A 26,879-nucleotide genomic window follows, 5' to 3' on the forward strand; every position below is an offset into this window, starting at 1 on the left:
CATCCGGTTTTTTCTTTGTTCATTGATAAGCGGCGAATCTCTTCGTCAGTTTTGTTTTTTCGGTGCTCATGTAGGAGAACTACACTCCGCTCCTCAAAAACTTCACTTCCTCGACCTTCTTGCTTCTGAATGAACAATTTAACATTGATAAGCGGCGAATCTCTTCGTCGCCCAGCTGATTATTAAAGCATCACCTTAATAAATCGCAGTCCTGTGTCGTCATAATCTAAACTTCGATAGAACTCATGCGTGTCTGTTCGATGCTTGCCGCTATTAAGTAATATTGCTGTGCAGCCTTGTTCTTTTGCCCATTCTTCTCCATAACGAACGAGCTCCTTGCCGATGCCATTTCCTCTGAACTCTTCACTTACAACCAAAGCAGAAATACGAGCATAGCAGCCGTTTTTTTCAAAATAAATTCCTTTTGTAAGGCCGATCATCCCAATTACTTGGTCGTTTACACAAGCCACAAAACAAGCATAAGCAGAATTAGGAAGCAGTGTCTCTAATCGCTCTGTCATTTCCTCGGGCTTTGTTGGATAACCGAGTTCACCCATTAAATAAGAAAGTTCGTAACTGTCATCGTATCGAGCTTCACGTAGAATTACTTCACTCACTGTTTTCTCCCTCGTTTCCATGAGTTTCATTAGCGATGGAAAAGAAGCAATTGTCCCTTTGGTGAAGTCAGACGATGCGCTTTTTCTTGCATGTTCAGTTCAGCCAAACGGGCTTCTCCTTGCTCTTTTGCTACAGAGTCGTTCGGAGCGGAAATCGTTTCATCCAATATTTTTTCCCCGTTACTTTCGTATGCAGTTAGTGCGTATGTATTCATGATGATCGAACTCCTTTCGTATCTAAATTTGATTTCAACATTCGACGAATTTTTCCTGCCATAAACTTAAGAATTTGTATGAAACTTAAGGTATTACACTACGTACTAGGAATATATGGTATATTTTACAGCGGGAGGGATATAGTCATGTTGACCATTAACGAGGTAAGAAAACAGTTTGGTAGTTTTACAGCCGTTGACGGAATTAACTTACAGATTCCTAAAGGCGAGATCTTTGGATTGTTAGGTGCAAACGGTGCAGGGAAAACGACGACATTTCGAATGATCTTAGGATTGTTAACACCATCACAAGGAAGAATTACGTGGAACGACAAAGAGATCTCTTATGAGACGAGTGACCTTATAGGATATCTACCCGAAGAAAGAGGATTATATCCAAAACTGACCGTAAGAGAGCAGTTGATCTATCTAGGACAGTTGCGCGGTATGACTCGTTCACAAATTCAAGAACAAACGAATAAGTGGTTGAAGCGTTTTGGTGCTGAGGAGTATTTAAACAAGAAGGTAGAAGCATTGTCTAAAGGAAATCAGCAAAAAATACAGTTCATTGCGGCTGTTCTTCATCGTCCAGAACTTTTAATCTTAGATGAACCGTTTAGCGGATTAGATCCCGTAAATGTTGAACTTTTGAAGAGTGCTGTTCATGAGCTGAAAAAAGAAGGAACGACGATTGTCTTCTCATCTCATAGGATGGAGCACGTAGAAGAACTATGTCAGCATCTGTGCATCATGCATAGAGGAAAGTCAGTTGTTCAAGGAAACCTAAAAGAGATCAAACGATCTTTTGGGAAAAAGAATGTATCAGTTAAAGCAGATTTTGATCTAACTTATTTGAAAGACACATCAGGAGTTCTTAAACATCGTCCAACGGGAGATGGGATCATTCTTCAAGTTGAACGAGAAGAAGTGGCTCAAGATTTGTTCCGAACTATTCAGTCAAAAGGATTTGTAAGAAAGTTTGAACTTGAAGAACCTTCATTAAATGATATCTTCATCGAGAAAGTAGGTGTTGTTCATGAGTAAATTTATGACTGTAATGATGCATACATACCGATCTAAAATTAAATCAAAACCATTCCTGATCACTACATTGATTACAATCGGATTGTTATTTGTCATAACGAATATGAACGAGATCACAAAAATGTTCGGTGAAGATGAGGCTTCTAAAATTGGGGTTATCGATAGAACAGGAGAGACACTTCCAGCTCTTCAAGCACAACTTAAGCAAACAAATGATGATTTGAAACCTGAAGCGTTTACGAAATCGGAAAGTGAAGCAGAAAAAGCAGTACTTGATGGTAAAATCGAAGGACTTTTAATTCTGGATAGGGATGCTTCAGGCATTATCACAGGAACTTATAAAGCAGAAGATGTAACACAGCAGAGCCTGATCGCGGATGTAGAGTTGGCCCTGCAGCAGATTAAGAACAAATCTGCCGCCGAGTCCATTGGATTGAACCAAGAACAGCTCGCTGCTATTTATTCTCCGGTTACTTTTGCTAAGGAGTCATTGTCAGATTCAGCGAAAAGTGAGGAAGAGGCAGCTCAAGTATACATCCTAGTGTATGTGGTCCTATTTTTCATGTATATGGCCGTCATGATGTATGGAAGTATGATCGCCGTAGAAGTGGCAACAGAAAAATCTTCACGTGTTATGGAAATACTGATTTCTTCTGTATCGCCAGTGACACAGATGTTTGGGAAGATCTTTGGGATCGTACTCGTCGCTTTAACTCAGCTTGCGTTGTTTGTTGCAGGAGGGTTTCTAGCTGTTAAATTAAACGGACAGCTTAGTGGAAGTGAGAGTATCATCAATGAACTAAAGTTGAACGAGATTCCAACGTCACTAATCATCTATGCTCTTGTGTTTTTCATTTTAGGATTCTTCTTATACGCTACTCTATTTGCGATGCTGGGATCATTGATCAGCAGAGTTGAAGAAGTAAATAATTTGATGACACCAGTAGTAATCGTAATCGTGGCAGCATTTATGATTGCCATGTTCGGCAGAGAAAATCCAGAGTCTGGCTTTGTTGCAGCGGCATCATACTTCCCGCTGTTCACACCAATGCTCATGCTGCTTCGTGTAGGGATGCTTTCATTACCGGTTTGGGAAGTAGCACTTGGAATCAGCGTCTTAGTCGGAGCCATCTTCTTGTTTGCCATAATTGGTGCTCGTGTATATCGTGGAGGGGTTTTGATGTACGGAAACGCACCTTCCTTGAAATTGTTTAAGCAAGCCCTCCTTTTATCCAAACAGGAGAAGAAAAATACAACCGACGTTTAATACTTTGAAAAGAGAGCCATTGAGCTCTCTTTTTTTACACATTCACAAGCGAACGTGCTTTCGTATATATGTTAAAATGAAGGGAAGAATGGTAGAAAAAGAGGATGAGTGAAATGATAAAGTTTTTACATTGTGCAGATCTCCATCTAGATAGTCCGTTCAAAGGACTTTCCTCGTTGCCTAATGGGCTTTTTCAGCGGCTTTCTGATAGCACGTTCGTATCGTTTAAACGTCTGATCGATCTTGCAATTTCAGAAGAAGTAGATTTTGTAGTGATTGCAGGAGATCTTTATGACAGCGGAAACCGAAGCTTAAAGGCTCAATCATATTTGAAAAACTGTTTTATGAAACTGAAGAGTTATGACATAAACGTATATGTTGTTCATGGTAATCATGATCCATTAGATGGACAATGGGTAGATCTTGATTGGCCGAGCAATGTGCACTTTTTTGGCGGGAACCATGTTCAGACTATTTACTTTGAAAAAAAGGGAAGACAGGTAGCGGCTTTGCACGGATTTAGCTATGAAACTGCAGCGGTGACAGATGATCGAACGTTACATTATCCTGACAAAAGAGATGATTTGTATCATATTGGCATTTTGCATGGACAGGCTGATGGTTATAGCGGACACAGCAGATACGCGCCTTTTTTGTTAACAGAGCTTCTAAAAAAAGGCTACGATTATTGGGCGCTCGGACACATTCATAAAAGAATAGATTTAAACATAGATCCACCCGTTCGTTATTCAGGGAATATACAAGGCAGACATAGTGGAGAACTAGGTGAAAAAGGTGGCTACATCGTTACTTTAAACCATAATGAAGTCGAAAGTCAGTTCTACTCCACGTCTGAAATCAGTTGGCAAGAAAGCAGCATTGATTTAACTGAGGTTGATAGTCTGCAAGAAGTGATCCTTTTGTGTGAAAAAAAGATCAACACGCATCAACAAGGTAATAAAGGTGTCCTTCTTGTCTTAAAGTTGACGGGTCAAACTCAGCTTTATCATGAGCTTTTGGATGGAACGTTCATTGAAGATTTAGAAGAAATCTTGCGTGAGGAAGATTATGATTCTTCGTTTGTGCATGTTGTTTCGATTAAGAATGTAACGACCCCTTCTCTTCAAGAGGAACAATCCATGAAACAATCTGCCTTTTTTCAAGATTTACAGTGTGTTCTAGAAGATGATTCAGAACTGCAACATGCGATTTATGAATTGTCTACACACCGAACAGCCAGAAAATACATAGAGCTGAATGAACAAGATTATGAAGAGATTAAACAACAAGCTGAACAATTATTATTATCAGAACTTCATAAAAGCAGGTAGGTGAAAAATATGAAACTCGTTTCCCTTCATATCTATCACTTCGGTGGTTTAAAGGATTGTAGAATCAACTTCGAAAATAAGGGGCTACAGATTCTTTACGGAGAAAACGAAGCAGGAAAAACGACACTGATGGACTTTATTAAATGTATGTTCTACGGTTTTCCTACAAAAAGTCAAAATCAACGCCGCTATGAACCTAAAGACGGAAACAGAATGGGTGGTAAGATCACCATTCACCATCAAATACACGGCACTTGGACGATTGAGAGAATAGCGCGATCTACTGTAATTGGTGATGTCACACTTTTTGATGAAACGGGGCAGCAGAAAGAAGAAGCATTTCTGATACAGTTGTTAGATGGAATGGAACAATCCTTGTATACGGGTGCATTTTGCTTTGGTCTTGATGGCTTACAAAAATTAGACAAGTTATCATCTGAAGAACTCGGTAATTTTTTACTAAGCACCGCGATTTCAGGTGACCGTGATCTATTAGACATCGAACAGACATTTGAGAAAAAACAAGCTCTTTTATTTAAAAAAGCAGGCAAAAAACCAATCATTAATGAAAAATTAGAACAGCTTTCTTCATCGGCAAAATCACTTCAACTCTTAAAAGAAAAAAACGAGAGTTATCAGGCGTTAACGAACGAAAAAGAAGTTCAACAAAAGGTTCTTGAAAGAATTAAACAAGAGTTGACGGAGATCCAAACAGAACTTCGCTCAAACAAGAGGCTACTCGAATTAAAGCCTGTACTGCAAAAATATAGACAGCTTGATGTAGAGATAAGCTCTCTGGATTCTGACCAATTTTATTTTCCAGAAAACGGACTTCAACAATATGACGAATGGCGAAAAGAGTATTCAGGATTAAAAAGTGACTTAACGTACACAGATAGCCGTATTCAAGATGTTGAAACCGAGCTGAAATCAGTGATAAGTAATGAAGTAATAATAAAATACGAAACAGAGATTAAACGTTTGTTTAATCACCTTCCTGAATATGAACATCTCTTCAACCAGCTACAAGAGCTTCAACGTCACATACAGGCTTTAAAAAATGAAGAAAGAGAGCTCGTTGATGAGATCGGAGAAACGTGGTCTGAAGAAGAGCTTAAGAAACTTTCACTGTCTTTATCTTCTCTTCATCTTCTAGAAGATTTGATCAAGCAGCATGAGCAGGTTAAAGATAAACAAAGTAGGTTAGAAGACGAGCTCGAGGACTCTAGAATGAATCTCGAGCGTTTAGAAGCGGAAGAAGCACAACAAAAAGCGAACCTACTATCTGAAGAAGAATATGCAAAGTATCAGCATTCAAATCATAAGCAAACAAGAAATATTCCTTCCTATACAATACTATTGCCCATATTTTCTTCCGTATTACTTCTTTGGTCTGGTTGGATTTCAAATCATCCACCAGTCATGTTTGGGGGAGTTCTTCTGTTGATTACGTCGCTGGTTTTAAGCTTCATGTATTTGAGGAAGAATCAGTCAGGTGAAGAAATGCCAAAACACGTACATCATCGATTGTTAGAAGATGAGGTCAATCGTAAACAATGGATGCAGCTCTCTCTACAGCTTTCTAACGAAAACAATATCTATGTACAGCTTGCTAAACGGCTGGATTATTTAGAAGTGGAAGAAGCAACTGTCGTTGATCGTGCACAACGATGGGCGTCAGATAACGGGTACAAAGGGCAGTTGGACCGGCTTTTCGTATCAGGTTATATGAAGCGAGTTCTTCAGCTTAAGGATTTGTTAAGACAGCGAAATGAAGCAGAAATAAAAGTAAAAGATATAACGCTAAAACAGAAAAATTATGAGAAGAAAGCCGGTTCACTATCACTTGTATTAGGAGAAGAACCCCAAGAAGATATGAAATACTGGATCAACTCTTGTTATGCCGAATTGGAGAAGCAACTTAAAAATCAATCGCGAGCAGCGCACCTTCAGCAAAATAGATGGGAACTCATCGAGCGAAGGGAAGAGTTTGAGAAAAAAATCACCTTTTTAGATGACCAGATCCAAATTTTGTGGAATGATGCCAAAGTTAGTAAGGAAGAAGACTTTTATGTAAAAGGTAAAAACAAGGAACGGTTCAGCAAGCTAAAAGAAGAACGTGAAACGCTATTAAATCAATTGATATCGTTAGGGTTTTCAGAAGATGAAGTCGTCATGATGGCAGAGAAAGTAACGGTACACTTTGAAAAAACACTTCATCATATATCATTTTTGGAAGAAAAAGAGGAAGAAAAACAAAAACATTATGCCGAGAAGGTTGAAGCAAAAGGGAAACTGGACTGGGAGTTAGCGAAACTGCTTGAAGATGGCAGTTACTCAGAGAATATGCATCGTTATGAGATGCTTAAAGATGAATGGAACACGCTCGTTAAGAAATGGGCAAGCGTGCGCCTTGCACAGCATGCTCTTTTAAAAGTAAAAGAAGAATATCAAAAAACAAAGCTGCCAGCGGTTTTAGAGACTTCGAGTGTTTATTTTAGTAAAATAACAGAAAGTGAATATCAATCTATTACGTTCACAGACAAAAATGAACTAATGGTTGTAAACGGGGAAGGAATAGTTTTTTACCCGCATGAGTTAAGCCGGGGGACTGCAGAACAAGTGTATTTAGCTATCCGATTAGCAGTAGCTTACCATGCAGGACCGAAAGACTTTCCGATTTTAATGGACGATATTGCGGTTAACTTTGATGGCTTAAGGACAAAACGAACAATACAACTGATACAAGAAGCTGCGTTTGATCGGCAGGTACTGTTCTTTACTTGTCATAAACATATTGCTTCTACCGTTCCATCTGTCCCTGTCATACATTGGCCACACCAATCCGTTATCGCTGAAATGTAACCAAAGGAGGGGAATGGCTCATGTCAAATGAGTATTCCATTTACTTAGTCGAAGATGAACAAGATCTTGCTCAAGTGCTGAAGGCCTATATGGAAAAAGAAGGTTGGAGCGTTTCGGTTTTTCACAATGGAGAAGATGCTTTGAAGAGTGCTGAAGAGAAGAAGCCTCATCTATGGATATTAGATATTATGCTGCCTGGTATGGATGGCTATGAAATTATTAAAGAGATCAAAAAGACTTCAGACATCCCTGTTATTTTTGTTTCTGCTCGAGACCAAGACTTGGATCGAATCGTTGGACTTGAGCTGGGCAGTGATGATTATTTAGCAAAGCCTTTCATGCCAAGAGAGCTCGTTATTCGAGTTAGAAAACTGTTAACGAGAATATATGAAACTGGTAACCGCCTGCCTCAAACCATTGAGATTACGGGGTATATGATTGATCCGATCTCAAGAAAGATCACACGTGATGGAGAGATGATTAATCTTACAGGAAAAGAGATTGACGTTCTTCTTTATTTAATCGAGAACAAAGGGAAATCTCGTAAGCGAGAAGAGATCTTAGAATATGTTTGGGGAGACGATTATTTCGGATCTGAACGCGCTGTGGATGATGTGATCAGACGTGTGCGTAAGAAGATGCCTCGATTGAACTTAGAGACCGTTTACGGAGCTGGTTATAGGATTATACCATCATGATACGTTTAAACCTAACTCAGCGTATATGGCTTTCATTCGGGCTGCTGATTTTTACGATTGGTCTCTTAACCGCGATCATCTATCCGCTATCCATTAAAGACACGCTGACTGAAGAAACGTATCGAATCATAGAGAACGAGCAGCAGAATGTATGGGATCCCAACAATCAGCTTCCTAGAGAAGGGGAATCTCCAACTGATTTTATTGAAAGAAGGAATGCTGCTCGTGATGTTGGACATGTAGTGATTGTTGACAAGTACGCCAACTCACAAGGTGATCCTGTACCTGAAGAAGTTCTTTATGAGATGGCTGAAAAAGCATACAAACAAAAGAAGAATAAAGGACGTTACGAGCTAACGTATGAAGATGCGACCTTATTTTATGCAATCACAACAAAGACCAACGTAAAAGGCGAAAAGGTGTATTTAATTTCCTATATGTGGGATACGTATCGCGATCAAATGGTTAACCGATTATGGCTAAGGCTTGTTTTGATTTTGTTGTTTACAGGTATATTCTCTATCATCCCTGCGATTTGGTTAGCACGGTATTTGCGTTCACCTCTCACCATCTTAGGAAAGCGGTTCGAACAGATCGCCAAACGCAACTGGCAGGAGCCGTTTCATTGGAAGGGTGATGATGAATTTTATATTCTTTCCAAACAATTTGAAGAGATGCGTCAAAACTTGTTAAGACATGATCATGCACAAAAAACATTTATTCAACATGCGTCTCATGAATTAAAGACACCTATCATGACGATCAAGAGTTACGCTCAATCTGTAAAAGATGGCATCATGCCAAAGGATACAACAGAAGATATGATGGACGTGATCTTAAAAGAGACGGAAAGAATGGAAAAGCGTGTTCAAAATATGCTGTATTATACAAAGCTCGACGCTATGAAACTCGATGTTTTTACAAAAGAGAATTTTAACTTTGGTGATCTGGCAGAAGATATTGTTGAACGATTTAGGTATCAGCGTGAAGACATAGATTTTGAGATTACAGGTAACCATTACAATCTGAATGGTGATAAAGAGCAATGGAGTATTCTGCTGGATAATTTAGTTCAGAACGCATTACGTTATGCACACGAGACGATTCGACTCTCAGCTTTTAATAACGGATCTGACTTTGTTATTGAAGTATTTAATGATGGAGAGAGTCTCACGGGTGTAACTGGAGAAGAAATCTTCCAGCCGTTCAGAAAAGGAAATAAGGGTCAGTTTGGACTAGGGCTTGCTATTGTAAAACGAATTGCGGAACTGCATGGAGGAAAAGTGGTCGCCGAGAATAGAGCAGAAGGGGTAGCTTTTCAGATTAAGATTCCGATAACTAACCCAAAAAGAAAGGGTTAGAAGAGAGTCATTCACTAGGCGTAAATTTTACCAACTTAGTGTTATGACAAGTAGTTAAATAGACGGATATGCTATACTAAAGCAAAGAAAGGCGGGGTGAAAGATGAAAAAAGGACTTGCGTTTTATAAGGTAGGAGAGATCGTAGATGGTTTCTTTCTTATCAAATCATCTGTTAAAGGAACGGCAAGTAATGGTAAACCATTCTTAACGTTGATCCTTCAAGATCAAACAGGTGATGTGGAGGCAAAACTATGGGATAGTTCACCAGAAGATGAAGAGCTCTACGCAGCTCAAGCTATCGTAAAACTAGCTGGTGAGATGGGGAACTACAGAGGAAAAATGCAGTTAAAGCTTAAAGCCATTCGCCCTGCAACGGAACTTGATGGTGTTAAAGTAAGTGATTTCCTAGAAACAGCTCCATTATCCCAAGACGTGATGGTAGAGACGATCACCAAATACATATTTGAGATGAAGAATCCAAATATTCAAAGAATCACAAGGCATTTGTTAAAGAAACATCAAGCTGAGTTTCTGGAATATCCTGCAGCGGTTAAGAACCACCATGAGTTTGTATCAGGTCTTGCGTTTCATGTTGTATCCATGTTGGATATGGCAAAAGCGTTCAGCAAGCTTTACCCTTCTCTAGATACAGACCTTCTCTATTCAGGAATCATTCTGCACGATCTTGGAAAAGTCATCGAGTTGTCAGGCCCAGTTGCTGCGTCTTATACACTCGAAGGGAAGCTTCTCGGTCATATTACAATCATGGTAAACGAGATCGGCAAGGCGGCAGATGAGTTAGAGATTGAAGGAGAAGAAGTAACTGTCCTTCAGCATCTCGTTTTAAGTCACCACAGTAAACCGGAGTGGGGAAGCCCTAAAGCGCCGTTGATTCGTGAAGCAGAAATCCTTCATATGATCGATAATTTTGATGCTAGAATGAACATGATGGACCGCGCACTCGAAAAGGTGCAACCTGGAGAATTTACAGATAAGCAGTTCGCTCTGGAGAATCGTTCGTTATATAAGCCTCTATTCCAAGGGGAATTTGCGAAAAGTTAAGGCCCAATTATAAAGGCAGTATTGTAGTGTTTTTTGCTATTAATCGTTTTTATTGTCTTCTTTGATAAGTTGATTGTAGTGGAAGGTGTGAGACTCCTGCGGGACAGGCGGGCAGGTGAGACACTTAAAAGTGAAACGTACGAATGTGGCTCACCGCCTGCCCCGCGGAAAGCGAGCAACCTGAAACGGAAATCAACAACTCACTAAGACAACGAAGCACCAAGATTAATAAAATTATCCCATTGTGTAAAAATGGGAGTTATGGTAAATTTGGAATTGGAAGTTACGAAACGAAATTTTAGGAGGCAATGACTCATGGTTAGCATTGTTCAAGGTAAGGTAAGAAAGCAAGCTAAATAACGTCTAGTCCCAATTGGGAAGGCTTATTTTGCTATGCAATCTACTTACTTTTGAGCAATCTTTCCATGTGCCATTCAAGAGCCTTTTTAACGAAAAGCTTATGGTATGCACATGTAACGGTGTATACTCATAGGCTTTTTTCTATGTTCTCATTGAAAAAATTGCTGTATTCACTGCTTGCTTATGAAAGTGACTGCTCAAAAGTCGGATTAGATAAATCAACAGTGTCGGAAATTACAAAAAGGAAGAAGTGAACAGCATGAGATGGAAAGATTGGGATGCGAATCTGAAGGTTCGTTTAATAGGAGAATTTTTTGTAAATCTATTGTTTTGGATGTTCTTCCCGTTTATGGCGATCTATTTTTCGGATGAAATGGGAAAAACAACAGCTGGAATTTTATTAGTCCTATCACAAGTTGTAGGTGTGATCACAAATCTTGTAGGTGGCTATTGTGCGGATAAATATGGACGAAAGAAGATGATGGTGATCTCGGCTTGGGGTCAGGCAGCAACGTTTATCTTCTTCTGTCTTGCTAACTCGCCGTGGATGGATTCACCGATCTTAACGTTTATTGCGTTTTCAGCGTTAGGGCTATTTGGTTCTCTATATTGGCCAGCTAGTCACGCGATGATCGCAGACGTTGTAGAAGAGAAGCATAGAAGTGAAGTGTTTGCCGTATTTTATACATCGATTAACATATCTGTGGTCTTTGGTCCTGTATTGGGAAGTATCTTCTTTTTCTCTTACCGCTTTGAATTATTGCTAGCATGTTTACTCGTAAGTGTTGTGTTAGCGATCGTGCTAGCGAAATACATTCGTGAAACGGTTCCTGTAAAGAAAGAAGTATTAGAACAAGTTGGGACTGATAAAAATTGGTTCCAGGCGATCGGTGAACAGTTGAAAGATTATCGAGTGATCGCGAGTGATAAGCTATTCTTGCTATTTATCTTAGCGGGTATTCTTGTAGCTCAAACCTTCATGCAGATGGACCTACTCTTAGCTGTGTATACAACGGAAAAAGTACCAGAACAATCGCTCTTTGCAATTGGAAATTGGGACATTTCATTAACCGGTGAAAAAGTGTTTGGTTATTTGATCTCCCTTAATGGATTGATGGTTGCGTTATGTACGGTTTGGATGGCTAAATGGATGAACCGATTTAAAGAAGGGAGAGTCTTTATACTTTCTGCACTTTTATACGGTGTGTCGATGCTTGTGTTCGGCAGTACGACGATGATGTGGATTCTTTTTGGTGCCATGGTCATCTTTACAACAGCTGAGCTGATGGTAGTTGGAATCCAAGAAAGCTTTATTTCAAAGCTTGCGCCAGAAAACATGAGAGGGCAGTACTTTGCAGCAGCGGGTCTGCGTTTTACAATCGGACGTACGATCGCACCGATCTCTATTCCTTTAACGATGTGGATCGGTTTTGAAAATACGTTTTATCTTCTTTTTGTCTTAGCGGTGATGAGTGCCGGACTCTATTACGTGATGTTCCGTGCGTTTGACAAAAAAATGGAGTCCAACAAAACGGATAAAGAATCTAAAGCTGAACCTGCACTTTCATGACATAACTTCCTATCATCCCTCATAGACTGTATTAAAAGCTTGTCTAATAAGGGGGAGTTAATCGATGAAAGGATACGCTGCTTTATTCTTCGGTGCCATACTCATAGCTGCATTTGTGTTAAAAGAATATTCAGCTGGAGTGGGCAACTTCTTTACTATGACTCCATGGTGGATGTATTTCGTGCTTTGCGGCATTATCTATAGCGGTTATCGGATCGTTACATTGTTCCAAGAAGATAAAGAAATCGAGCAAAGAGTAATTGAAGAAGAGGGCAGAGTATACATGGAGCGTATCGAGAGAGCAAAAGCTCAGGAATCAGCTCGGCCTTCCGCTGAAGATGATGATGCAGAGGATTTAGTTGCAGCAGCAGGGGATGAAGATCATTATAATGATGATTCAAATCGTCTGTAGAATAGGAAGTAAGGAAAAGACCTGCTAAGAGCAGGTCTTTTGATTGTCTTTTTGGGATAGACAAGTTTTTTCTGATCTCATATTTTTATATGATGATCCGCCTTTTTTATGTGATGACGTGTATTTTTTATATGATAATGAATATTTTTTATGTGATGGTGCTCATTTTTTATGTGATCTGTGAATTCCTCTGTTTTTTTAGAAGCTTTTTGCAGCCTACTGTGGTGCGAAAGCCTTCTGCATACGTTCAAAACAAAAACCAGACCCCATCAAGGGTCTGGTTTTCATATTTCATGCCATTATTGTTGAGGCATCTGTGGCATTTGTGGTTGTTCTGCTTTCTTTTCCATCTTCTCTTTTAATTCTTTATCTTTTACTTTAACATCAGCTTTTTTCTTCAAGCTCTCTAAGATCTCAGTGATTGGCTTCGCTTTTTGCTGCTTAAGCTCTTGCTCGATCTGTTCTTTCTTGTCTTCGAACTTGTTTTCACGCTTGTCCGTTACTTTAATGATGTGGTAACCGTAATCAGACTTAACAAGTTCACTTGTTTTACCTTTTTCAAGTGTAAACGCAACTTTATCAAACTCTGGAACCATTGCGCCTTTACCGAAGAAGCCAAGGTCTCCACCTTTAGATTTTGAACCAGGGTCTTTAGAGTATTCTTCCGCTAATTTAGCAAAGTCTCCACCTTCGTTCAATTTCTTCTGAACTTCTTTAGCCGTCTTCTCATCCTCTACAAGAATATGGCTCGCTTTAACTTCTGTTTTGTATTTTTCATCAAATGTTTTCTTCATTTCATCTTCAGAAATCTTAACGCCTTCTGTTGCTGCTTTTTCATTTAAAAGCATAGACTTGATGCGTTCTTTTAGCTGTTTTTCATCAGATAAGCCGTTTTGCTCAAGTGCTTGTTTGAAAGCATCCTCGCCGCCAAGTTCTTCTTTGATCTTTTCTGTTTCTTTCTCGATTTCTTTATCTGTTACTTTATATTTATCTTCAAGCACCATTTCGTCGATCATTTGGTTTAGGACTTGGTCACCGTATTGTTCCTTCATCTTTTTGTAGAATTCTTCTTTCGTAATATCTCCTGCTTTAGATTCTACGATGGCTTCTGAATCAGCACCACCAGCATTATTACAAGCGGATAAAGAAATAAGTCCCGCTGTGAGCCCTACTGATAACATCCATTTTTTCATTTTCAAACACTCCTACTGTGAAGTAATAATTTAACAACTCTTACTATAGCATAAACGTTACGGGTATTCCTATTCAATAAATGAAATATGAGAAAATTTACACATTATAAAACCCTTGTTTTCGGGTATTCCACACGATTTTTCAAAAAAAATTTTAAAAACCGGGTCATTCGTCTAATCAAAACAGGGCGTATCACTATATGATATGGAGAAAGAAAAGGGAGGTATGATGATGGGTTATGGTTACGGTTATGGTCATGGGGGAGGAATAGCATTAATCTTAGTTCTTTTTATCCTTCTCATCATTATTGGAGCTTGTTACTGCTATTGATGGTGAATAGAAATTTAAATTAATTTAAAGGGCGAATGCCTATGCGTGAATTACGGGTCATGCATAGGATAGTGTACAGAATATCAAAGGAGGTGGCTTTCATGGGTTACGGTGGATACGGGCATGGAAAAGGCTTCGCATTGATTGTTGTGTTGTTTATTCTTTTGATTATCGTAGGAGCTGCATGTTTCTGCTAAAATAAATGACAGTCTAAGCAGGACCTTTTCTTATGAAGGGGGACTGATCAGGCTTGACGTTTATAAGCAGTTTCGTTAATGTGTGTTTTACTACTCTTGATCAAAAGGTGCAGCATGTGTATGGTACGGTTACTCAAGGGGGAATGCAATTTAGGTTCCCCCTTTTATATTTTTTATAGAACGTTTGAAATATAGGATGAAATGAGCAGAATGGTAATAGAAACGTTAATCGTACGATAAACCGAGTCTTGCTGCTTTGAGGACAAGTTCTTTTTGTCACATAACTTGTGTGTAAGTGAATTAAATACAAATAAAAAGATTGGTGCTAAAAAAACGAAGATATAGCCTGCCATATGAAAACCTCCAACATGAACTACTTGTTTAACTTTACCAAAATATGTGGAATATGAATAGGAAAATAACTTCTAAGAGATGAGAGAGGGAGAGAAAATCATGAATAAGTGGAAAACGGCTTTTTTTACACTGCTGCTGCTATTTTTAATCATACCGATCGCCATAGCCGTTGTGCTTTTTAAAGACCCTGCTGGTGGTCAATTAGATCGTAGTTCACTAGATAATAATATTGAGGACAATCAAAAGTTGTTGAGCATACATACAGAAAAAGAACAAGTGGAAGATCTATTAAATAAAGAACTGCGCAAAAGGGCACCTGATGTGAACGTATACGTGAATTTGCGAAATGATGAAGCCGTTCTTAATGGATCCTTTATTGCTTTCGATCAAGAGCTTCCTTACCAAGTTACATTTGAACCTGAAGTTCTTGAAAACGGTGATTTGTTATTGAAGGAGAAGGACATGCAAGTGGGGCGTTTTCCACTGCCTGGTGACGAGGTGTTTACCCTTATCCAAAAGACCGTTGCGTTTCCTGAATGGGTAGATGTATATCCGAAAGACGAAAGCATTTTGATGAGAGTGACCGAAATGCCAACAAAGAAAGGTTACGCGGTTAAAGCTGAAGAATTTGATTTAAAGAAAAACTCTATTAAATTAGGAGTTTATACAAAAAACTAAAATAAAGCGCTTCTTCCCATCCTTGGTGGGGAGAAGTGCTTTTATCATTCTTCATCAATTATTCATACCCAAATGGAGAAAGTTGGATTATAATTATTATAGACAGACAATGACTAGAAAGCAGGGTTTTGTATGGAGACGGTGGAAGAACGACTAGAACGACTAGAATTTTATAATCAGCTAACGATTGAGAGTGTCGATCTTACAGCGTATCCGTTTTTTAGACTAGTCATGGAAAAAAAGCTCACCGAGCAGGAAGTGAATAAGGTCTTCCTTCTTTGCGATGAGCTTCAACGAAAGTATGAAATGCAGAGTGAAGAAGGCTTTGTGCATTACACGCCGCTTCTGTTGCATTTTGCAGGCATGTTAACACCAAAGCTTTCCCCGAGAGAAACGATAACGGCATTGCTTCAACAAGAAAAGTATATTTCTTTGATGGAAAAACTATACGAGTTATCGGTACGTTACGAATGAGAAGAGGCAATTTCCTCAGCTGCTATCACGGGTGATGCAGGCTGATCATCTAATGATGCTTCGATCTTTTCTTCGAGTTTGTTGAAAATTGACATAAAGTCATCGCCATATAAATTGCGGATGATCGACATCAATTCAGGAAACTCTGGGAACCTTCCAAACAACTCTTTAATCGGCATAGAAGCACTAAAAACACCAAATTTTGAAGGATCATACGTATTTAATGTTTGAAGTAAAAGCTCTTCACCTTTAGGTGTTAGACAAATATATGTATTTCGCTTATCATCTTCTTTTTTAGAAAATGTTAGATAGCCTTGTTCTTCAAGCTTTTTTGAAAAGTTAAAAGCAGTGGACACGTGCATAACGCCAAACTTTGCAATATCAGAGATTGATGCACCCTCAAGATGATGAGCAATCCAAAGAATATGGTGTTCATTGATGTTTAAACCATAATCCTTAATCCAATTTTGCCAGTCTTTTTCTACACTTTTCCATAAAGCTTTACTAATCTGTGAAAGTTTGTGACTATAGATCATGGCTTCTTGAAAACTATATAATTGATCTTTGTTCATTTTTAAAATGCCCCTCCATCTTATAAAACACATCCTATTCCTCATTATGCCAGTATTTCCTATAATAAGAAAGTAAAATTTTTCAATTTTTCCTTATTTTTTAGTAAAATAGTTATATAACTTTTAGCTGATATGGTGTTAACGTAAGTGTTCTCACACGTTCGTAAGTAAGATAAAAAAAATTCTCCAAAAAGGGAGAATTTTTTCGAGATTATTTAATTTCTTGTTCCATTTCCTCTGGTGCTTCTTCAATTGTCGAAGCAGCAGTTTCTTGTAGTGCCTCTTCTTTTTCTTTATTAGCAAATCTGATCTTTGCTCTAAGCTGAATGCCATCACGCTTGATGCTGGAGAATGTAGATTTCATTTTATCCATATTTACTTTAAGATCTTTTCTTACCTCTTTACCTGCTTTAGGTGTTGAAAGTAACGTAGCTGCTGCTGTAACCACCGTACCTAATGCGAAACCTACTACCATGGATTTTTGTTTAGACATCTTATAATTCCTCCTCATTCTTTTATTATCTAATGAATTCGTGAATTTCTCTTATATTCCTATGAAAAATAATGACGAATATAAAAATATTTCCCGATAGATTTCGTCATGTTTGGACAACTAAAATCTTACTTTAAAAGAACAGTCGAAATTTGAAAACATTGATGTGATAGGCAATCGAGAGAAATATCGATACAATGTGAGCCATATTAAAAAAACGTCATACTTGTCTAAAACAGAAGATATTTGACTGACTTTGGAGAAAGATCATATAAAATAAATGAAAAGTAAAAAAAGGTTCATAATTGACGAAGAGGTTTAAAAGAGGGTATACATAAGAAAAAGAATGGAGGGATATGGGTTGAAACAAAACACAATCGGCAACTACTTTAATAAAATGAAGGAAAAAGCGAATGCTGTGCTTGAAAGTTCTACTCAAACAGGTGAACTCGTTACAGAAGCTGAGAAAAAAAGTTCGCAACCAGATAAACAAGGCTTAAGTAACCTAGGCTCTCAAGTAAAAGCGTTAGTTCGAATGGTGAAATCATATAAAAGAGGCGACTATCGTGATGTCTCTAAAAAATCTTTAGTATTAGTGGTGGCGGGTCTTCTGTATTTTGTTAGTCCTATAGATGCAGTTCCTGATTTTTTGATCGGAGCAGGTCTATTGGATGATGCTACTGTCCTTGCTTTTATTTTTTCAACGTTATCAACCGAGATTTCAGCTTTTCAAACATGGGAAGAGGAAAAAGAAGAAGAGGATAAATACGTAAAGCCAACTCCATAGTAGGAGCTGGCTTTTTTTATATTACTGTCTATTATAATTAAGCTGTTAAATTCGATCGTTTAGATAATCGTTCTGCGATCGGGTAGATAAAGAACATGATCAAACCGCTAACAATACTTGTTGGTACAACGATCATTCCAATAAAGCTGAGTAATGTACCAGGTAATCCAGCGACGATCATTGCCACCATGAGGAACAATGTTCCACTGATAATCGTTCCGACTACCGTTAGAAGAACGGCGCTAATCGCGTTTACTTTAACTTTCTTAGCTAGTAAGAACAAAGCCAAAAAGATAAAAGCTGTAATGGGCTTTTCTACGATATTGGCAATCTGTCCGCCTGCCATACCTGTTGTTAGTGCTGAAATGACACCAGCTGCCATACTTGCAATAATTACGTTTTGTTTTGTTGGTGATAGCATAATGGCTAGAAACATCATCACGAGTAATAAATCAGGTTTCATTCCAAAAAATAATGGGGGTACGACTGTGTGAAACACATACCCTAATGCAATAAGTACAGATGTTAAAGCTAATGATTTGGTATTCGTATTCATTTTCTCATCTCTCCTCAGCTACTCTTAGCCTAATTTCTTTCCAATAGTGCCCTCTTGGCCTAATGCGAAAGTACCTTTATGTTACCAGATGTACGTACAACTGAAAAGGTTTGTGAACTACTTTCCGTATTTTTCCTGAAACTGTATCATGAACTGTGCAAGGCTATCACATGATTCTTGGGGAACTGCATTATAGATTGATGCTCTGAAACCACCGACCGACCGATGTCCTTTTAATCCATAAATCCCGTTTTCTTCACTTTCTTTAATAAACTGCTTTTCCAGTTCATCATTAGCAAGAGTGAATGTGATATTCATGTTTGAACGTGACTCTGGTGTTGCAAAGCCATTGTAAAAGCCTTTACTTTTATCAATCGTGTCGTAGATGACACAAGCTTTATTTTGATTTCTCTTTTCCATTGCTTTGACCCCACCGGACTTTTCTACCCAACCTAGTACAAGGTTTAGTAAATAGATGGAGTACACAGGGGGAGTATTATAAAGAGAATTATTCTTCGCATGAACAGAATACGACAAGATCGATGGAACAGATTTGTTATCTTGTAGCAGGTCTTTGCGGATGATGACTGCTGTGACTCCTGAAGGTCCAAGGTTCTTTTGTGCACCCGCGTAGATCAATCCATAGTCTTCAACTGAAATAGGTCTGCTCATAATATCACTAGACATGTCGGCAACAAGATTTTGATGTTTGAAGGATTGCAAGTCTCGCCATTGTGTACCATAGATCGTGTTGTTAGATGTGATATGAAGGTAAGCGTCATTCTCACTCGGTACATAATTCATCTCAGGAAGGGTACGATACGCCGACTCCTTACCTGTAATGACTACTTCACACGACCCAATTTTTTGAGCTTCTTTATATGCTTTTTCAGACCAAGACCCGGTAAGTACATATTTTGCGGTCTTTCCACCTTGTATAAAATTCATCGGAATCATGGCAAATTGAAGACTTGCTCCACCTTGTAAAAACAACACTTCATGTGTATCTGGTATATCGAGTAAACGTTTCATGCGCGTTTTTGCTTGCTCATGAATGCCTTCATATTCTGAACCCCTGTGGCTATGTTCCATGATATTTAATCCAGTACCTAGAAAGTCATCCCATTCTTCCTTTGCTTGCTGCATGACCTCTTTAGGCAATGTTGTTGGTCCTGCTTGAAAATAGATGCGTGTCATCGTTCTCCTCCTTATAAAATAACGCTGTTTTTAGCAAACTCTGAGAGCATTTGAAAGTTGTTGATTTCCGTTCCAGGTGCTTCGCTTTCCGCGGAGCGACCGGTGAGCCCCTTGCCGCTTTGCGCCATTAAGGGTCTCACCTGACCGCTCGTCCCGCAGGAGTCTCACACCCTACACTCCAATCAACATTTCAGTGATGTCTTATAAGCAAAGATCTTTTAGAATATTGCGAAACAAAAAATGAATATGAAAAAACTGCCCAGATTAAAAGAAGGCAGTTTTAATATGTAACGTTAGCTTTTAACGTTTTCTTTAATATGTTGAGCCATTTCAGTCATTTCGTTGGCAGGGGTATCCTGTGTTTTCCAGACTGCTCCAAAACCGTCACCTTGACCGTAACGTGGGATAAAATGCATGTGATAATGGAAAACTGACTGTCCGGCAGCTTCACCGTTGTTGTTTAGTATGTTCAGGCCGATTGGATTAAACGTTTGTTTAATTCCAGAGGCAATTTTAGGCACGACAGAATAAAGTTTGGCTGCTGTTTCTGCAGGCAGTTCGAATATATCTGTTGAGTGCTCTTTAGGAATAATCAGCGTATGTCCTTTTGTGACCTGACTGATATCTAAGAAGGCTAGAACGTTCTCGTCTTCGTACACTTTGTAGGATGGAATTTCACCCGCAACAATTTTACAAAAAATGCAGTTTGAATCGTGGGACAAGTGGCTCACCTCATTTTTTTTACTTATCATATCACACATGATCAACCTAAAAAATATGGTATTCTTTTTATCCTTATCAAAAGACTCTTTCCTATAGGATAGTTGCTTTTCATTGTTTATTCTTTTTCTCATTGACAAGTTGAAGTTGATTGGAGCGCAGAGTGCGAGACTCCTAATGGCGCGTAGCGTCAGAGGCTCACCGCCACGCCACGTGGAAAGCGAGCAACCTGGAACGGAAAGCAACGAAATTTACGAAAACAGGCAATAAAAAAGAAGGGTCCTATTCAAAAATAGAACCCTTCTTCTTATAGAGGTTAGAGAAGAAAGGAGAACACGAAAACAAAACAATACGATTTTTTAGCCATGCACCTCAATAGTAAGAATTTGTAATTGCTCAAGCACTAAATAGTCCAAGAGAACCATCTCCTTAAAATTTAGCATATCTGAAAAAATCTAATACCTTGCATCTTTCTCCCTGAAGAAGGGGGGATACCTTCTTCTCTTATATCTTGTCCATGAAGTCTTACTTGTTATACATATAAAATTGGTAAAGGAAACGGGAATTGAGCTATTATAAGGAAAGAATGACAAAAAGGAGGATTCTCCGTGAAAAAAAGACAACTTGTATTAACAATGACTCTTGGTGTTTGTTTCCTTATCACAGGCTGCGGGAATAAATCAGATGATGAACATAAAAACCACCAAGAGGAGTCACAGGGAAAACAACAGGCTTCGCATGAAGGACATGAAAATCATCTGCCGAACGGTGATATTCAAGAACTTACAGCTTCGATAGATGTAATGCCCGGCTTTTTAGATAAACAACCTGATGAGATTGCTGCAATTTATGCAGAAGCCCCTAAATATAAAGAACTGCTTGAATCTATGCCTTGTTTTTGTGGATGTGGTGATTCTGCAGGTCATAAAGACAATTATGATTGCTTTGTCGCCGAAAACAAAGAAGATGGAAAAATTGTATGGGATGATCATGGCACAAAATGCGGGACGTGTCTGGAAATCGCTGCGATAAGCATGAGTGCTTCTGCAGATGGAAAGACTCCTCTTGAGATCAGAAAGATGATTGATGAGAAATATAAAGAAGGTTATGCAGAGCCAACTCCCACACCGATGCCTGCTTCGTAAGGTGTAAAACAAGAAAAATGGCAAACAATAATGAAAATGCTGGATTGCAAAAGGAGGTATTGTATGAAACCAATCCTTGAAGTTACGGATTTAACAGGGGGGTATCTGCCTAATCAGCCTGTTATTCATCACTTAGATTTCACGGTGAAAGAAAATGAGATAGTAGGATTGATCGGTTTGAATGGAGCCGGTAAAAGTACAACTATAAAGCATGTTCTCGGCCTTATGGAACCCATGTCAGGCACTTCAAAAATCGAAGGGCAGACCTTTAGGGAAGAACCAGAAAATTATCGAAGTCAGTTTACTTACATACCAGAGATGCCGATTCTCTACGAAGAGCTAACATTATGGGAACATCTAGAACTAACAGCAATGGCATATGGATTAGAAGAACAAACTTTTTTAACACGAGTTCGACCATTGCTTGAAGAGTTTCGCATGGATAACAAGATCAAGTGGTTTCCGAGTCAGTTTTCCAAAGGGATGAAGCAAAAAGTAATGATTCTTTGTGCCCTTTTGGTTGAACCAAAGCTTTATATCGTGGATGAACCGTTTGTTGGGCTCGATCCGCTTGGCATTCAATCTTTTCTCGAGTATATGGTTAAATTTAAAAATAACGGTGCTGGCGTCTTGATGTCGACTCATATCTTGTCCACGGCAGAAAGATATTGCGACCGCTTTTTGATCATGCATGAAGGAAGGCTGGTTCTAAGCGGGACATTAGAAGAATTACGTGTGAGAAGCGGGTTAGAGAATGCGACGTTAGATGATATCTACCTTTATGTAGCAAGAGGTAAAGTAACATGATTGATGTAAAAAAATTATGGACAAAACGGCGCAATGCTCATGTTACGCAAACACTGAAATACTTTAGTTTAATGGCTAACAGCGGACTCATTGTTTCCTTAATTTTGCTCATCGTCATCGGCAGTGTGTATTATGCTAAGCTTCTGCAAGCACTTCCTGAGAATTTTCCTGCCGTCTTTATTCTAACGATTGTTTTTTCGTTCTGGTTGACCAAAAGTCCGATCCGTACGTTGTTAAAAGAAGGCGATCTTGTATTTTTATTGCCTGTAGAATCAGGCATGAAACAATATTTTTCAAAAGCCATTTCTTCAGCTACAGCAACTGGCTCTTTTTTTACCCTATTCATTTTTACGCTGCTATGGCCGATCGTCCAGGTGTTTGTTCATGATGGATGGAAGATGTATGTCACATTTGGATTCTTTTTGATCGCTGCAAAAGTATTTAACATATATGTATCGTGGGAAGAAAGAAGGTTGCCTTACAAGAGTCATCAAACGAACTATAAAATCATGAGGTTCATTGTAAACTTTGTATATGCGTATCTGCTCTTTAATGAAGCTTACCTCTTTTTGATCGCTATTTTTGCGATCATGTACGTACTAAAGAACTTTGTTTTCGGTGTCTTTAAAAAGCAGCATGGTTATCAGTGGGAAATGCTATTAGCGGAAGAACAAGCATTAAAAATGAAAGGGTACCGAATGGTCAATTATTTTACGGATGTACCTGCGCTCAAGCAGACCGTACATAAGCGACCGTTGTTTAACAGCGTAGCATCTTTCTCCTTTAAAAAGAAAAATGCACTTTCTGCTTTGTATATGAAGACATTTGTGCGTTCAGGGGATTACCTTGGCTTGTATGTGCGATTGATTTTAATCGGCTTTCTGTTCATGTATTTAATTCCTGCAGGTTGGTGGCAATTAATCGTAGTGTTCTTGTTTTTTCAGATGTTTGCACTGCAATTGTTCACACTTTATACGCAGTACAGATGGAATGTTATATTCATGATCTATCCGATCAAACAAGATACAAGAGTAAAAGCTTTTCAAAATTGGCTGAAAAACTTGCTGATCATACAAGGTGTATTCTATGGTATTTTCTATGTGTTGCTTACTGGGGACTGGATGATCGCCATTCTTATGCCTGTCGCAGCAATACTTTATAGTGTAGTTCGACTGCCTAGTATGACAAAAAAACATATCATGTTGACTTCCTAGCTCATTACGGGCTGGGAAGTTTTTTTAAAAAGCGATTTTTTCTAAAAGCTTGTCTCCTTTGACAGTTGGTTGGAGTGGAAAGTGCGTGCCTACCACCTGAAATACATCTCGCAAGGCATGCGACGAGGAAGCTTACTACGGTAGCATAAACTTGTAGACGCAGGAGTAAGGGACATATAAAAGGCGTGCAGTCCGGAAAGTGGAAGTGGCTCGTTCAGCCCCGACCAGCAAAAGTAAATGGGCTTTGAAGGCGCACTATGCCTTCTGGACCATTTAACTTTTGACCTCGAGGGGCTAGCCACTGCAACTAGACAGGTGAGACACTTAAAAAGTGAAACGTACGAATGTGGCTCACCGCTTGCCCCGTGGATAGCGAGCATCCTAGACATGGAAATCAACGACTTCCAAGTTTGTAAACAAATTTTGGGCATCTTTCATAGCTTATGCATATAAGTTTTATGGAAGGGAGCGGGGCTCATGAATACTTATGGATTAACAGGAAGGATTGTCACACCTGGAAGTCCTGACTATGATCTGGCACGTGAAGAGTTTAATACTCGTTTTAACTTATTTCCTTTGATTATCAATTTTTGTGCAACTACTAAGGATGTTTCAAACGCGATCCGTTGGGCAAGAAAGAAGAATATTAAGTTTCGGATCCGTACAGGAAGGCATAGTTATGAAGCTTATTCATCATTAGATGGAGGTTTAGTGATAGACATCAGCGATATGAATGAAGTAAAAGTGGATCGCAAAACAAAAACGGCCGTACTTGGTGCGGGCGCATTGCTTTTTCCACTATACGAAAAACTGTATGAAGCAGGTTTCACGATTCCAGGAGGTACTTGTCCATCAGTAGGACTCTCAGGCTTAACACTTGGTGGAGGGTGGGGGATGTTAACTCGTCCTTATGGTATGCTGATCGATCAGCTTCTGGAGCTTGAGATGGTAGATGCAAACGGAAAGATTATCATAGCCAATAAACATAAGAACGCTGATTTATTTTGGGCATCAAGAGGCGGTGGGGGTGGAAACTTTGGTGTGGTTACATCCTTTCGTTTTCGAGTTGTTCCAGTCGATGATGTTGCCATCTTTAAAATTACTTGGGACTTTAAAGGATTTGAAAAAGTCGTGGATTCATGGCAAAAATGGGCTCCGTACACAGACGATAGATTAACAGCCATTATTGATCTCTTAACAAAAGACATTGGTGAGCTGCGTGCTTTAGGTGAATTTCTTGGCACAACGGATGAACTGAAAAAGCTTTTAAAGCCCCTTTTAATCGCATATCCACCTAAAGTAGTTGAAGTGAAGAAGGTGCCTTATATCGATGCCGTTAAGATATTTGGAGGGATGATGCCGGGTATGATGGAGTACGCTGTTAACCATGGGGATCCTGATGCACATCCGTTTAAGAATACAGGTGCGTTTGCGAAACAGCAGTTACCGATTAGAGCGATAAAAAAGCTTAAAGAATATCTATCAAACTCACCTAGTATTGAGAACAAAGTGCAGTTGCAAGCCCTAGCTGGAAAAGCAGCTTGTACAGGACCTACTGAAACGGCTTATGTTCATAGAGAAGCATTATTCAGCTTGTTATATATTACGAAGTGGCAGAACGAAAATGAAGCTAGCGTAAATACGCGATGGGTGGAGAGCTTAAGAAATTCTCTACTTCCTTATGCGGATGGAGCTTATGTGAATTTTCATGATAATTGTATTAAGAACTGGCTTGGACAATGTTACTTTGTTAACTTGCCTCGTTTAATTGAGGTGAAAACAAAATACGATCCTGAAAATGTGTTTAAGTTCCCATTAGGCATTCCGACTGCAGATCCTATTAAGTAAGCTTTCAAATCGTGAGGGCAAAATAGCGAAACTTAGATCTAAATACAAACGTATTATGAAAGGAGGTAGATGATGAAAACGTATGAAGAAAATGTAATGGAAGAACTAAAAAAATGGGAAACAGAAATGTGCAAACGGCCCTCACTTTGGAACAAAACAACGAAATCTCTTCAAACGAAGATCAATGAGAAAATTCCACAAAAAGTGCATGATGTTATAACATCAAGTATGAAACATATGATCAAAGCCACTTTAATCGGTTCTGAATATACGACTAAAAAAACGATTAAGTTTACAGCAGATCTACGAGAGCGTGATTTTAAATTTGAAGATCGACTCTCTTTTTACAAAAAAACAGCAGCAATAGAAGGAGCGGGAACAGGTGCTGGGGGGATTTTCCTCGGCATTGCTGATTTTCCTTTATTGCTAGGTATAAAAATGAAGTTTCTGTTTGAAGCAGCAAGTATTTATGGATTGGATGTTAAGGACTACAAAGAACGAATCTTTATTCTTCATGTATTTCGACTTGCTTTTGCTGATCCGCACAAGCGAGAAGAGGCATTTCAAAGAGTAGTCTCATGGAAAGAGACGGTTCAAGAATTTCCTGAATCTCCTGAGTCGATCAACCAAATGAATTGGCAAGAACTACAACAAGATTACCGAGATCATATCGACCTCATAAAAATGCTACAGATGGTCCCAGGTCTAGGGGCGATTGTCGGTGCATATGCGAATTATCATTTTCTCGATGATTTAGGTCAAGTGGCAAAAAATTGCTTCAGGTGGCGGTTGTTAACAGATGAAAAAAAGAAGAGGATCATAAACAACAAGCACCCGCATTAAATGGCGGGTGCTTGTAATAATTATATGAGGATTTAGAAGCGGCTGTCGCTTAATAGGCGGTCCATTTCTTCTTTATGCTTCGTCTCATCAGCAATCATATCTTCTAATTGAACGACAAGTTCAGTTAGTTTTAGGTTGGATGCTTGCTCTTTACGTTCCTCGTAACGTCTGATCGTATCTTCCTCAGCGTTTCTAGCTTCTTCTAACATTTCACGCACACTCTCTACTTGTTTAACCGGTTTTGGTTGAGTAGTCGGTGTACCTCCAAGCGTTTTGATCTTTTCTGCTAAATAAAGAGCATGTCCTTGCTCATCAGCAATTTCACTTTGGAAGAAAGGTTTTAGGATTTGACGGTACAAACCAGAAACCGTAGCTGCATTATGGTTGTACATAATGATTGCTGAGTACTCGTTTGCAAGATCCTCATTTAGTCCATCGATTAGTGCTTGTAAGTCTTTTTCCATTTGTATAACCTCCTGAATCTTGTTCTACAGAGATATCCTTCCCCTTTTCCCTTTACCATAAACCAAATTTATAGGATAGATGAACTAAAAAAAAACAGGAACTGCAGAATGAGGTTTAGGGATTGGTAAAATCGGTAAAAGACTACTATGCGTGAAACAAATATTGAACAAAAGTGATACAAAATTCTAAGGAGGTAACAAAA

29 protein-coding genes are annotated in these 26,879 nt (G+C 38.9%); 19 read left to right on the plus strand and 10 right to left on the minus strand.

What is annotated here, in order from left to right; all coding sequences use genetic code 11:
- Positions 1-182: 182 nt before the first annotated feature.
- Both IHV10_RS00595 and IHV10_RS00600 read right to left on the minus strand, forming a co-directional pair.
- Entirely contained in the window at positions 183-617 is a 435-nt protein-coding gene (locus IHV10_RS00595) for a GNAT family N-acetyltransferase (RefSeq protein WP_328085768.1), read from the minus strand.
- Positions 618-646: 29 nt separating this feature from the next.
- Positions 647-832 carry a YhzD family protein gene (locus IHV10_RS00600; RefSeq protein ID WP_197126855.1) on the minus strand — a complete coding sequence of 62 codons (186 nt, stop codon included), beginning with the start codon at positions 830-832 and terminating at the stop codon, positions 647-649.
- Between the two features lie 147 nt (positions 833-979).
- Between IHV10_RS00600 and IHV10_RS00605 the strand changes: the two genes are divergently transcribed.
- The 9 genes from IHV10_RS00605 to IHV10_RS00645 all read left to right on the plus strand — a co-directional run bounded on the left by IHV10_RS00605 (position 980) and on the right by IHV10_RS00645 (position 12,803).
- Entirely contained in the window at positions 980-1,876 is an 897-nt protein-coding gene (locus IHV10_RS00605) for an ABC transporter ATP-binding protein (RefSeq protein WP_197126856.1), read from the plus strand.
- Positions 1,869-3,143 carry an ABC transporter permease gene (locus tag IHV10_RS00610; RefSeq protein ID WP_197126857.1) on the plus strand — a complete coding sequence of 425 codons (1,275 nt, stop codon included), beginning with the start codon at positions 1,869-1,871 and terminating at the stop codon, positions 3,141-3,143. The genes IHV10_RS00605 and IHV10_RS00610 overlap by 8 nt, the downstream gene beginning before the upstream one ends.
- A gap of 113 nt (positions 3,144-3,256) precedes the next feature.
- Entirely contained in the window at positions 3,257-4,474 is a 1,218-nt protein-coding gene (locus tag IHV10_RS00615) for a metallophosphoesterase family protein (RefSeq protein ID WP_197126858.1), read from the plus strand.
- Between the two features lie 9 nt (positions 4,475-4,483).
- Positions 4,484-7,339 (plus strand): ATP-binding protein, encoded by a 2,856-nt coding sequence (locus IHV10_RS00620; RefSeq protein WP_197126859.1) that lies wholly within the window; start codon positions 4,484-4,486, stop codon positions 7,337-7,339.
- A gap of 20 nt (positions 7,340-7,359) precedes the next feature.
- Positions 7,360-8,037 carry a response regulator transcription factor gene (locus IHV10_RS00625; protein ID WP_137790546.1) on the plus strand — a complete coding sequence of 226 codons (678 nt, stop codon included), beginning with the start codon at positions 7,360-7,362 and terminating at the stop codon, positions 8,035-8,037.
- Positions 8,034-9,398 carry a sensor histidine kinase gene (locus IHV10_RS00630; protein ID WP_197126860.1) on the plus strand — a complete coding sequence of 455 codons (1,365 nt, stop codon included), beginning with the start codon at positions 8,034-8,036 and terminating at the stop codon, positions 9,396-9,398. Before IHV10_RS00625 ends, IHV10_RS00630 begins: the two co-directional genes overlap by 4 nt.
- 103 nt (positions 9,399-9,501) lie before the next feature.
- Positions 9,502-10,461 carry a 3'-5' exoribonuclease YhaM gene (gene yhaM / locus IHV10_RS00635; RefSeq protein ID WP_197126861.1) on the plus strand — a complete coding sequence of 320 codons (960 nt, stop codon included), beginning with the start codon at positions 9,502-9,504 and terminating at the stop codon, positions 10,459-10,461.
- Positions 10,462-11,080: 619 nt separating this feature from the next.
- A complete protein-coding gene (locus tag IHV10_RS00640) occupies positions 11,081-12,391 on the plus strand; it encodes an MDR family MFS transporter (protein WP_197126862.1) in 1,311 nt (436 codons plus the stop codon).
- A 64-nt stretch (positions 12,392-12,455) separates the two neighbouring features.
- Positions 12,456-12,803, plus strand: a complete 348-nt coding sequence (locus IHV10_RS00645; RefSeq protein ID WP_197126863.1) for a sporulation YhaL family protein — start codon at positions 12,456-12,458, stop codon at positions 12,801-12,803.
- A gap of 299 nt (positions 12,804-13,102) precedes the next feature.
- On the opposite strand, the gene IHV10_RS00650 is transcribed toward IHV10_RS00645, so the two are convergent.
- Entirely contained in the window at positions 13,103-13,996 is an 894-nt protein-coding gene (locus IHV10_RS00650) for a peptidylprolyl isomerase (RefSeq protein ID WP_197126864.1), read from the minus strand.
- 232 nt (positions 13,997-14,228) lie between these two features.
- On the opposite strand from IHV10_RS00650, the gene IHV10_RS00655 reads away from it, so the two are divergent.
- Both IHV10_RS00655 and IHV10_RS00660 read left to right on the plus strand, forming a co-directional pair.
- Positions 14,229-14,327 (plus strand): YjcZ family sporulation protein, encoded by a 99-nt coding sequence (locus IHV10_RS00655; RefSeq protein ID WP_370568912.1) that lies wholly within the window; start codon positions 14,229-14,231, stop codon positions 14,325-14,327.
- 101 nt (positions 14,328-14,428) lie between these two features.
- Positions 14,429-14,524, plus strand: a complete 96-nt coding sequence (locus IHV10_RS00660; RefSeq protein WP_082861266.1) for a YjcZ family sporulation protein — start codon at positions 14,429-14,431, stop codon at positions 14,522-14,524.
- A 173-nt stretch (positions 14,525-14,697) separates the two neighbouring features.
- Here IHV10_RS00660 and IHV10_RS00665 read toward each other — a convergent pair whose 3' ends face one another.
- Positions 14,698-14,877, minus strand: a complete 180-nt coding sequence (locus IHV10_RS00665; protein WP_066239985.1) for a hypothetical protein — start codon at positions 14,875-14,877, stop codon at positions 14,698-14,700.
- A 100-nt stretch (positions 14,878-14,977) separates the two neighbouring features.
- Between IHV10_RS00665 and IHV10_RS00670 the strand changes: the two genes are divergently transcribed.
- Together IHV10_RS00670 and IHV10_RS00675 are read left to right on the plus strand one after the other, a co-directional pair.
- The gene (locus tag IHV10_RS00670; RefSeq protein ID WP_197126865.1) at positions 14,978-15,556 is read left to right on the plus strand and encodes a YpmS family protein; all 579 of its coding nucleotides are present in this window, start codon (positions 14,978-14,980) and stop codon (positions 15,554-15,556) included.
- A 132-nt stretch (positions 15,557-15,688) separates the two neighbouring features.
- A complete protein-coding gene (locus tag IHV10_RS00675; RefSeq protein ID WP_137790539.1) occupies positions 15,689-16,030 on the plus strand; it encodes a DUF1878 family protein in 342 nt (113 codons plus the stop codon).
- On the opposite strand, the gene IHV10_RS00680 is transcribed toward IHV10_RS00675, so the two are convergent.
- Both IHV10_RS00680 and IHV10_RS00685 read right to left on the minus strand, forming a co-directional pair.
- Positions 16,021-16,602, minus strand: coding sequence for an HTH-type transcriptional regulator Hpr (locus IHV10_RS00680; RefSeq protein WP_066391382.1), 582 nt, complete (start codon positions 16,600-16,602; stop codon positions 16,021-16,023). The genes IHV10_RS00675 and IHV10_RS00680 overlap by 10 nt on opposite strands.
- A 211-nt stretch (positions 16,603-16,813) precedes the next feature.
- Entirely contained in the window at positions 16,814-17,095 is a 282-nt protein-coding gene (locus tag IHV10_RS00685) for a YtxH domain-containing protein (protein ID WP_197126866.1), read from the minus strand.
- 361 nt (positions 17,096-17,456) lie between these two features.
- Here IHV10_RS00685 and IHV10_RS00690 point away from each other — a divergent pair, with 361 nt between their 5' ends.
- Entirely contained in the window at positions 17,457-17,882 is a 426-nt protein-coding gene (locus tag IHV10_RS00690; protein ID WP_197126867.1) for a YkvA family protein, read from the plus strand.
- A 37-nt stretch (positions 17,883-17,919) separates the two neighbouring features.
- Here IHV10_RS00690 and IHV10_RS00695 read toward each other — a convergent pair whose 3' ends face one another.
- The 3 genes from IHV10_RS00695 to IHV10_RS00705 all read right to left on the minus strand — a co-directional run bounded on the left by IHV10_RS00695 (position 17,920) and on the right by IHV10_RS00705 (position 20,357).
- Positions 17,920-18,438 (minus strand): tryptophan transporter, encoded by a 519-nt coding sequence (locus IHV10_RS00695; protein WP_197126868.1) that lies wholly within the window; start codon positions 18,436-18,438, stop codon positions 17,920-17,922.
- Between the two features lie 117 nt (positions 18,439-18,555).
- Positions 18,556-19,635, minus strand: coding sequence for a 3-phosphoserine/phosphohydroxythreonine transaminase (serC, locus tag IHV10_RS00700; protein WP_197126869.1), 1,080 nt, complete (start codon positions 19,633-19,635; stop codon positions 18,556-18,558).
- Between the two features lie 293 nt (positions 19,636-19,928).
- The gene (locus IHV10_RS00705; RefSeq protein WP_231618092.1) at positions 19,929-20,357 is read right to left on the minus strand and encodes an HIT family protein; all 429 of its coding nucleotides are present in this window, start codon (positions 20,355-20,357) and stop codon (positions 19,929-19,931) included.
- A gap of 606 nt (positions 20,358-20,963) precedes the next feature.
- On the opposite strand from IHV10_RS00705, the gene IHV10_RS00710 reads away from it, so the two are divergent.
- The 5 genes from IHV10_RS00710 (at position 20,964) to IHV10_RS00730 (ending at position 26,212) form a co-directional block, all read left to right on the plus strand.
- Positions 20,964-21,500 (plus strand): PCYCGC motif-containing (lipo)protein, encoded by a 537-nt coding sequence (locus IHV10_RS00710; protein ID WP_312035184.1) that lies wholly within the window; start codon positions 20,964-20,966, stop codon positions 21,498-21,500.
- Positions 21,501-21,563: 63 nt separating this feature from the next.
- The gene (locus tag IHV10_RS00715; protein WP_197126871.1) at positions 21,564-22,307 is read left to right on the plus strand and encodes an ABC transporter ATP-binding protein; all 744 of its coding nucleotides are present in this window, start codon (positions 21,564-21,566) and stop codon (positions 22,305-22,307) included.
- A complete protein-coding gene (locus tag IHV10_RS00720; protein WP_197126872.1) occupies positions 22,304-23,521 on the plus strand; it encodes an ABC transporter permease in 1,218 nt (405 codons plus the stop codon). The genes IHV10_RS00715 and IHV10_RS00720 overlap by 4 nt, the downstream gene beginning before the upstream one ends.
- Positions 23,522-23,998: 477 nt before the next feature.
- Positions 23,999-25,369 carry an FAD-binding oxidoreductase gene (locus IHV10_RS00725; RefSeq protein WP_197126873.1) on the plus strand — a complete coding sequence of 457 codons (1,371 nt, stop codon included), beginning with the start codon at positions 23,999-24,001 and terminating at the stop codon, positions 25,367-25,369.
- A 72-nt stretch (positions 25,370-25,441) separates the two neighbouring features.
- Positions 25,442-26,212: an EcsC family protein gene (locus IHV10_RS00730; RefSeq protein WP_197126874.1), complete on the plus strand. Its 771-nt coding sequence runs from the start codon at positions 25,442-25,444 to the stop codon at positions 26,210-26,212.
- Positions 26,213-26,244: 32 nt separating this feature from the next.
- On the opposite strand, the gene IHV10_RS00735 is transcribed toward IHV10_RS00730, so the two are convergent.
- A complete protein-coding gene (locus IHV10_RS00735; RefSeq protein ID WP_066391396.1) occupies positions 26,245-26,676 on the minus strand; it encodes a ferritin-like domain-containing protein in 432 nt (143 codons plus the stop codon).
- Positions 26,677-26,879: the final 203 nt, after the last annotated feature.

This window comes from Fictibacillus sp. 5RED26, assembly GCF_015903895.1.
Lineage (GTDB): Bacteria > Bacillota > Bacilli > Bacillales > Fictibacillaceae > Fictibacillus > Fictibacillus phosphorivorans.

Excerpts from the sequence above, each read along its gene's own strand:
- IHV10_RS00615 (WP_197126858.1), top strand. The coding sequence starts at position 3,257 with ATGATAAAGTTTTTACATTGTGCAGATCTCCATCTAGATAGTCCGTTC.
- IHV10_RS00605 (WP_197126856.1), top strand. The coding sequence starts at position 980 with ATGTTGACCATTAACGAGGTAAGAAAACAGTTTGGTAGTTTTACAGCC.
- IHV10_RS00660 (WP_082861266.1), top strand. The coding sequence starts at position 14,429 with ATGGGTTACGGTGGATACGGGCATGGAAAAGGCTTCGCATTGATTGTT.
- IHV10_RS00625 (WP_137790546.1), top strand. The coding sequence starts at position 7,360 with ATGTCAAATGAGTATTCCATTTACTTAGTCGAAGATGAACAAGATCTT.
- IHV10_RS00730 (WP_197126874.1), top strand. The coding sequence starts at position 25,442 with ATGAAAACGTATGAAGAAAATGTAATGGAAGAACTAAAAAAATGGGAA.
- IHV10_RS00640 (WP_197126862.1), top strand. The coding sequence starts at position 11,081 with ATGAGATGGAAAGATTGGGATGCGAATCTGAAGGTTCGTTTAATAGGA.
- IHV10_RS00630 (WP_197126860.1), top strand. The coding sequence starts at position 8,034 with ATGATACGTTTAAACCTAACTCAGCGTATATGGCTTTCATTCGGGCTG.
- IHV10_RS00685 (WP_197126866.1), bottom strand. The coding sequence starts at position 17,095 with ATGTCTAAACAAAAATCCATGGTAGTAGGTTTCGCATTAGGTACGGTG.
- yhaM (WP_197126861.1), top strand. The coding sequence starts at position 9,502 with ATGAAAAAAGGACTTGCGTTTTATAAGGTAGGAGAGATCGTAGATGGT.
- IHV10_RS00715 (WP_197126871.1), top strand. The coding sequence starts at position 21,564 with ATGAAACCAATCCTTGAAGTTACGGATTTAACAGGGGGGTATCTGCCT.
- IHV10_RS00620 (WP_197126859.1), top strand. The coding sequence starts at position 4,484 with ATGAAACTCGTTTCCCTTCATATCTATCACTTCGGTGGTTTAAAGGAT.
- IHV10_RS00680 (WP_066391382.1), bottom strand. The coding sequence starts at position 16,602 with ATGAACAAAGATCAATTATATAGTTTTCAAGAAGCCATGATCTATAGT.
- IHV10_RS00675 (WP_137790539.1), top strand. The coding sequence starts at position 15,689 with ATGGAGACGGTGGAAGAACGACTAGAACGACTAGAATTTTATAATCAG.
- serC (WP_197126869.1), bottom strand. The coding sequence starts at position 19,635 with ATGACACGCATCTATTTTCAAGCAGGACCAACAACATTGCCTAAAGAG.
- IHV10_RS00645 (WP_197126863.1), top strand. The coding sequence starts at position 12,456 with ATGAAAGGATACGCTGCTTTATTCTTCGGTGCCATACTCATAGCTGCA.
- IHV10_RS00655 (WP_370568912.1), top strand. The coding sequence starts at position 14,229 with ATGGGTTATGGTTACGGTTATGGTCATGGGGGAGGAATAGCATTAATC.
- IHV10_RS00725 (WP_197126873.1), top strand. The coding sequence starts at position 23,999 with ATGAATACTTATGGATTAACAGGAAGGATTGTCACACCTGGAAGTCCT.
- IHV10_RS00650 (WP_197126864.1), bottom strand. The coding sequence starts at position 13,996 with ATGAAAAAATGGATGTTATCAGTAGGGCTCACAGCGGGACTTATTTCT.
- IHV10_RS00735 (WP_066391396.1), bottom strand. The coding sequence starts at position 26,676 with ATGGAAAAAGACTTACAAGCACTAATCGATGGACTAAATGAGGATCTT.
- IHV10_RS00665 (WP_066239985.1), bottom strand. The coding sequence starts at position 14,877 with ATGGCAGGCTATATCTTCGTTTTTTTAGCACCAATCTTTTTATTTGTA.
- IHV10_RS00670 (WP_197126865.1), top strand. The coding sequence starts at position 14,978 with ATGAATAAGTGGAAAACGGCTTTTTTTACACTGCTGCTGCTATTTTTA.
- IHV10_RS00720 (WP_197126872.1), top strand. The coding sequence starts at position 22,304 with ATGATTGATGTAAAAAAATTATGGACAAAACGGCGCAATGCTCATGTT.
- IHV10_RS00600 (WP_197126855.1), bottom strand. The coding sequence starts at position 832 with ATGAATACATACGCACTAACTGCATACGAAAGTAACGGGGAAAAAATA.
- IHV10_RS00695 (WP_197126868.1), bottom strand. The coding sequence starts at position 18,438 with ATGAATACGAATACCAAATCATTAGCTTTAACATCTGTACTTATTGCA.
- IHV10_RS00610 (WP_197126857.1), top strand. The coding sequence starts at position 1,869 with ATGAGTAAATTTATGACTGTAATGATGCATACATACCGATCTAAAATT.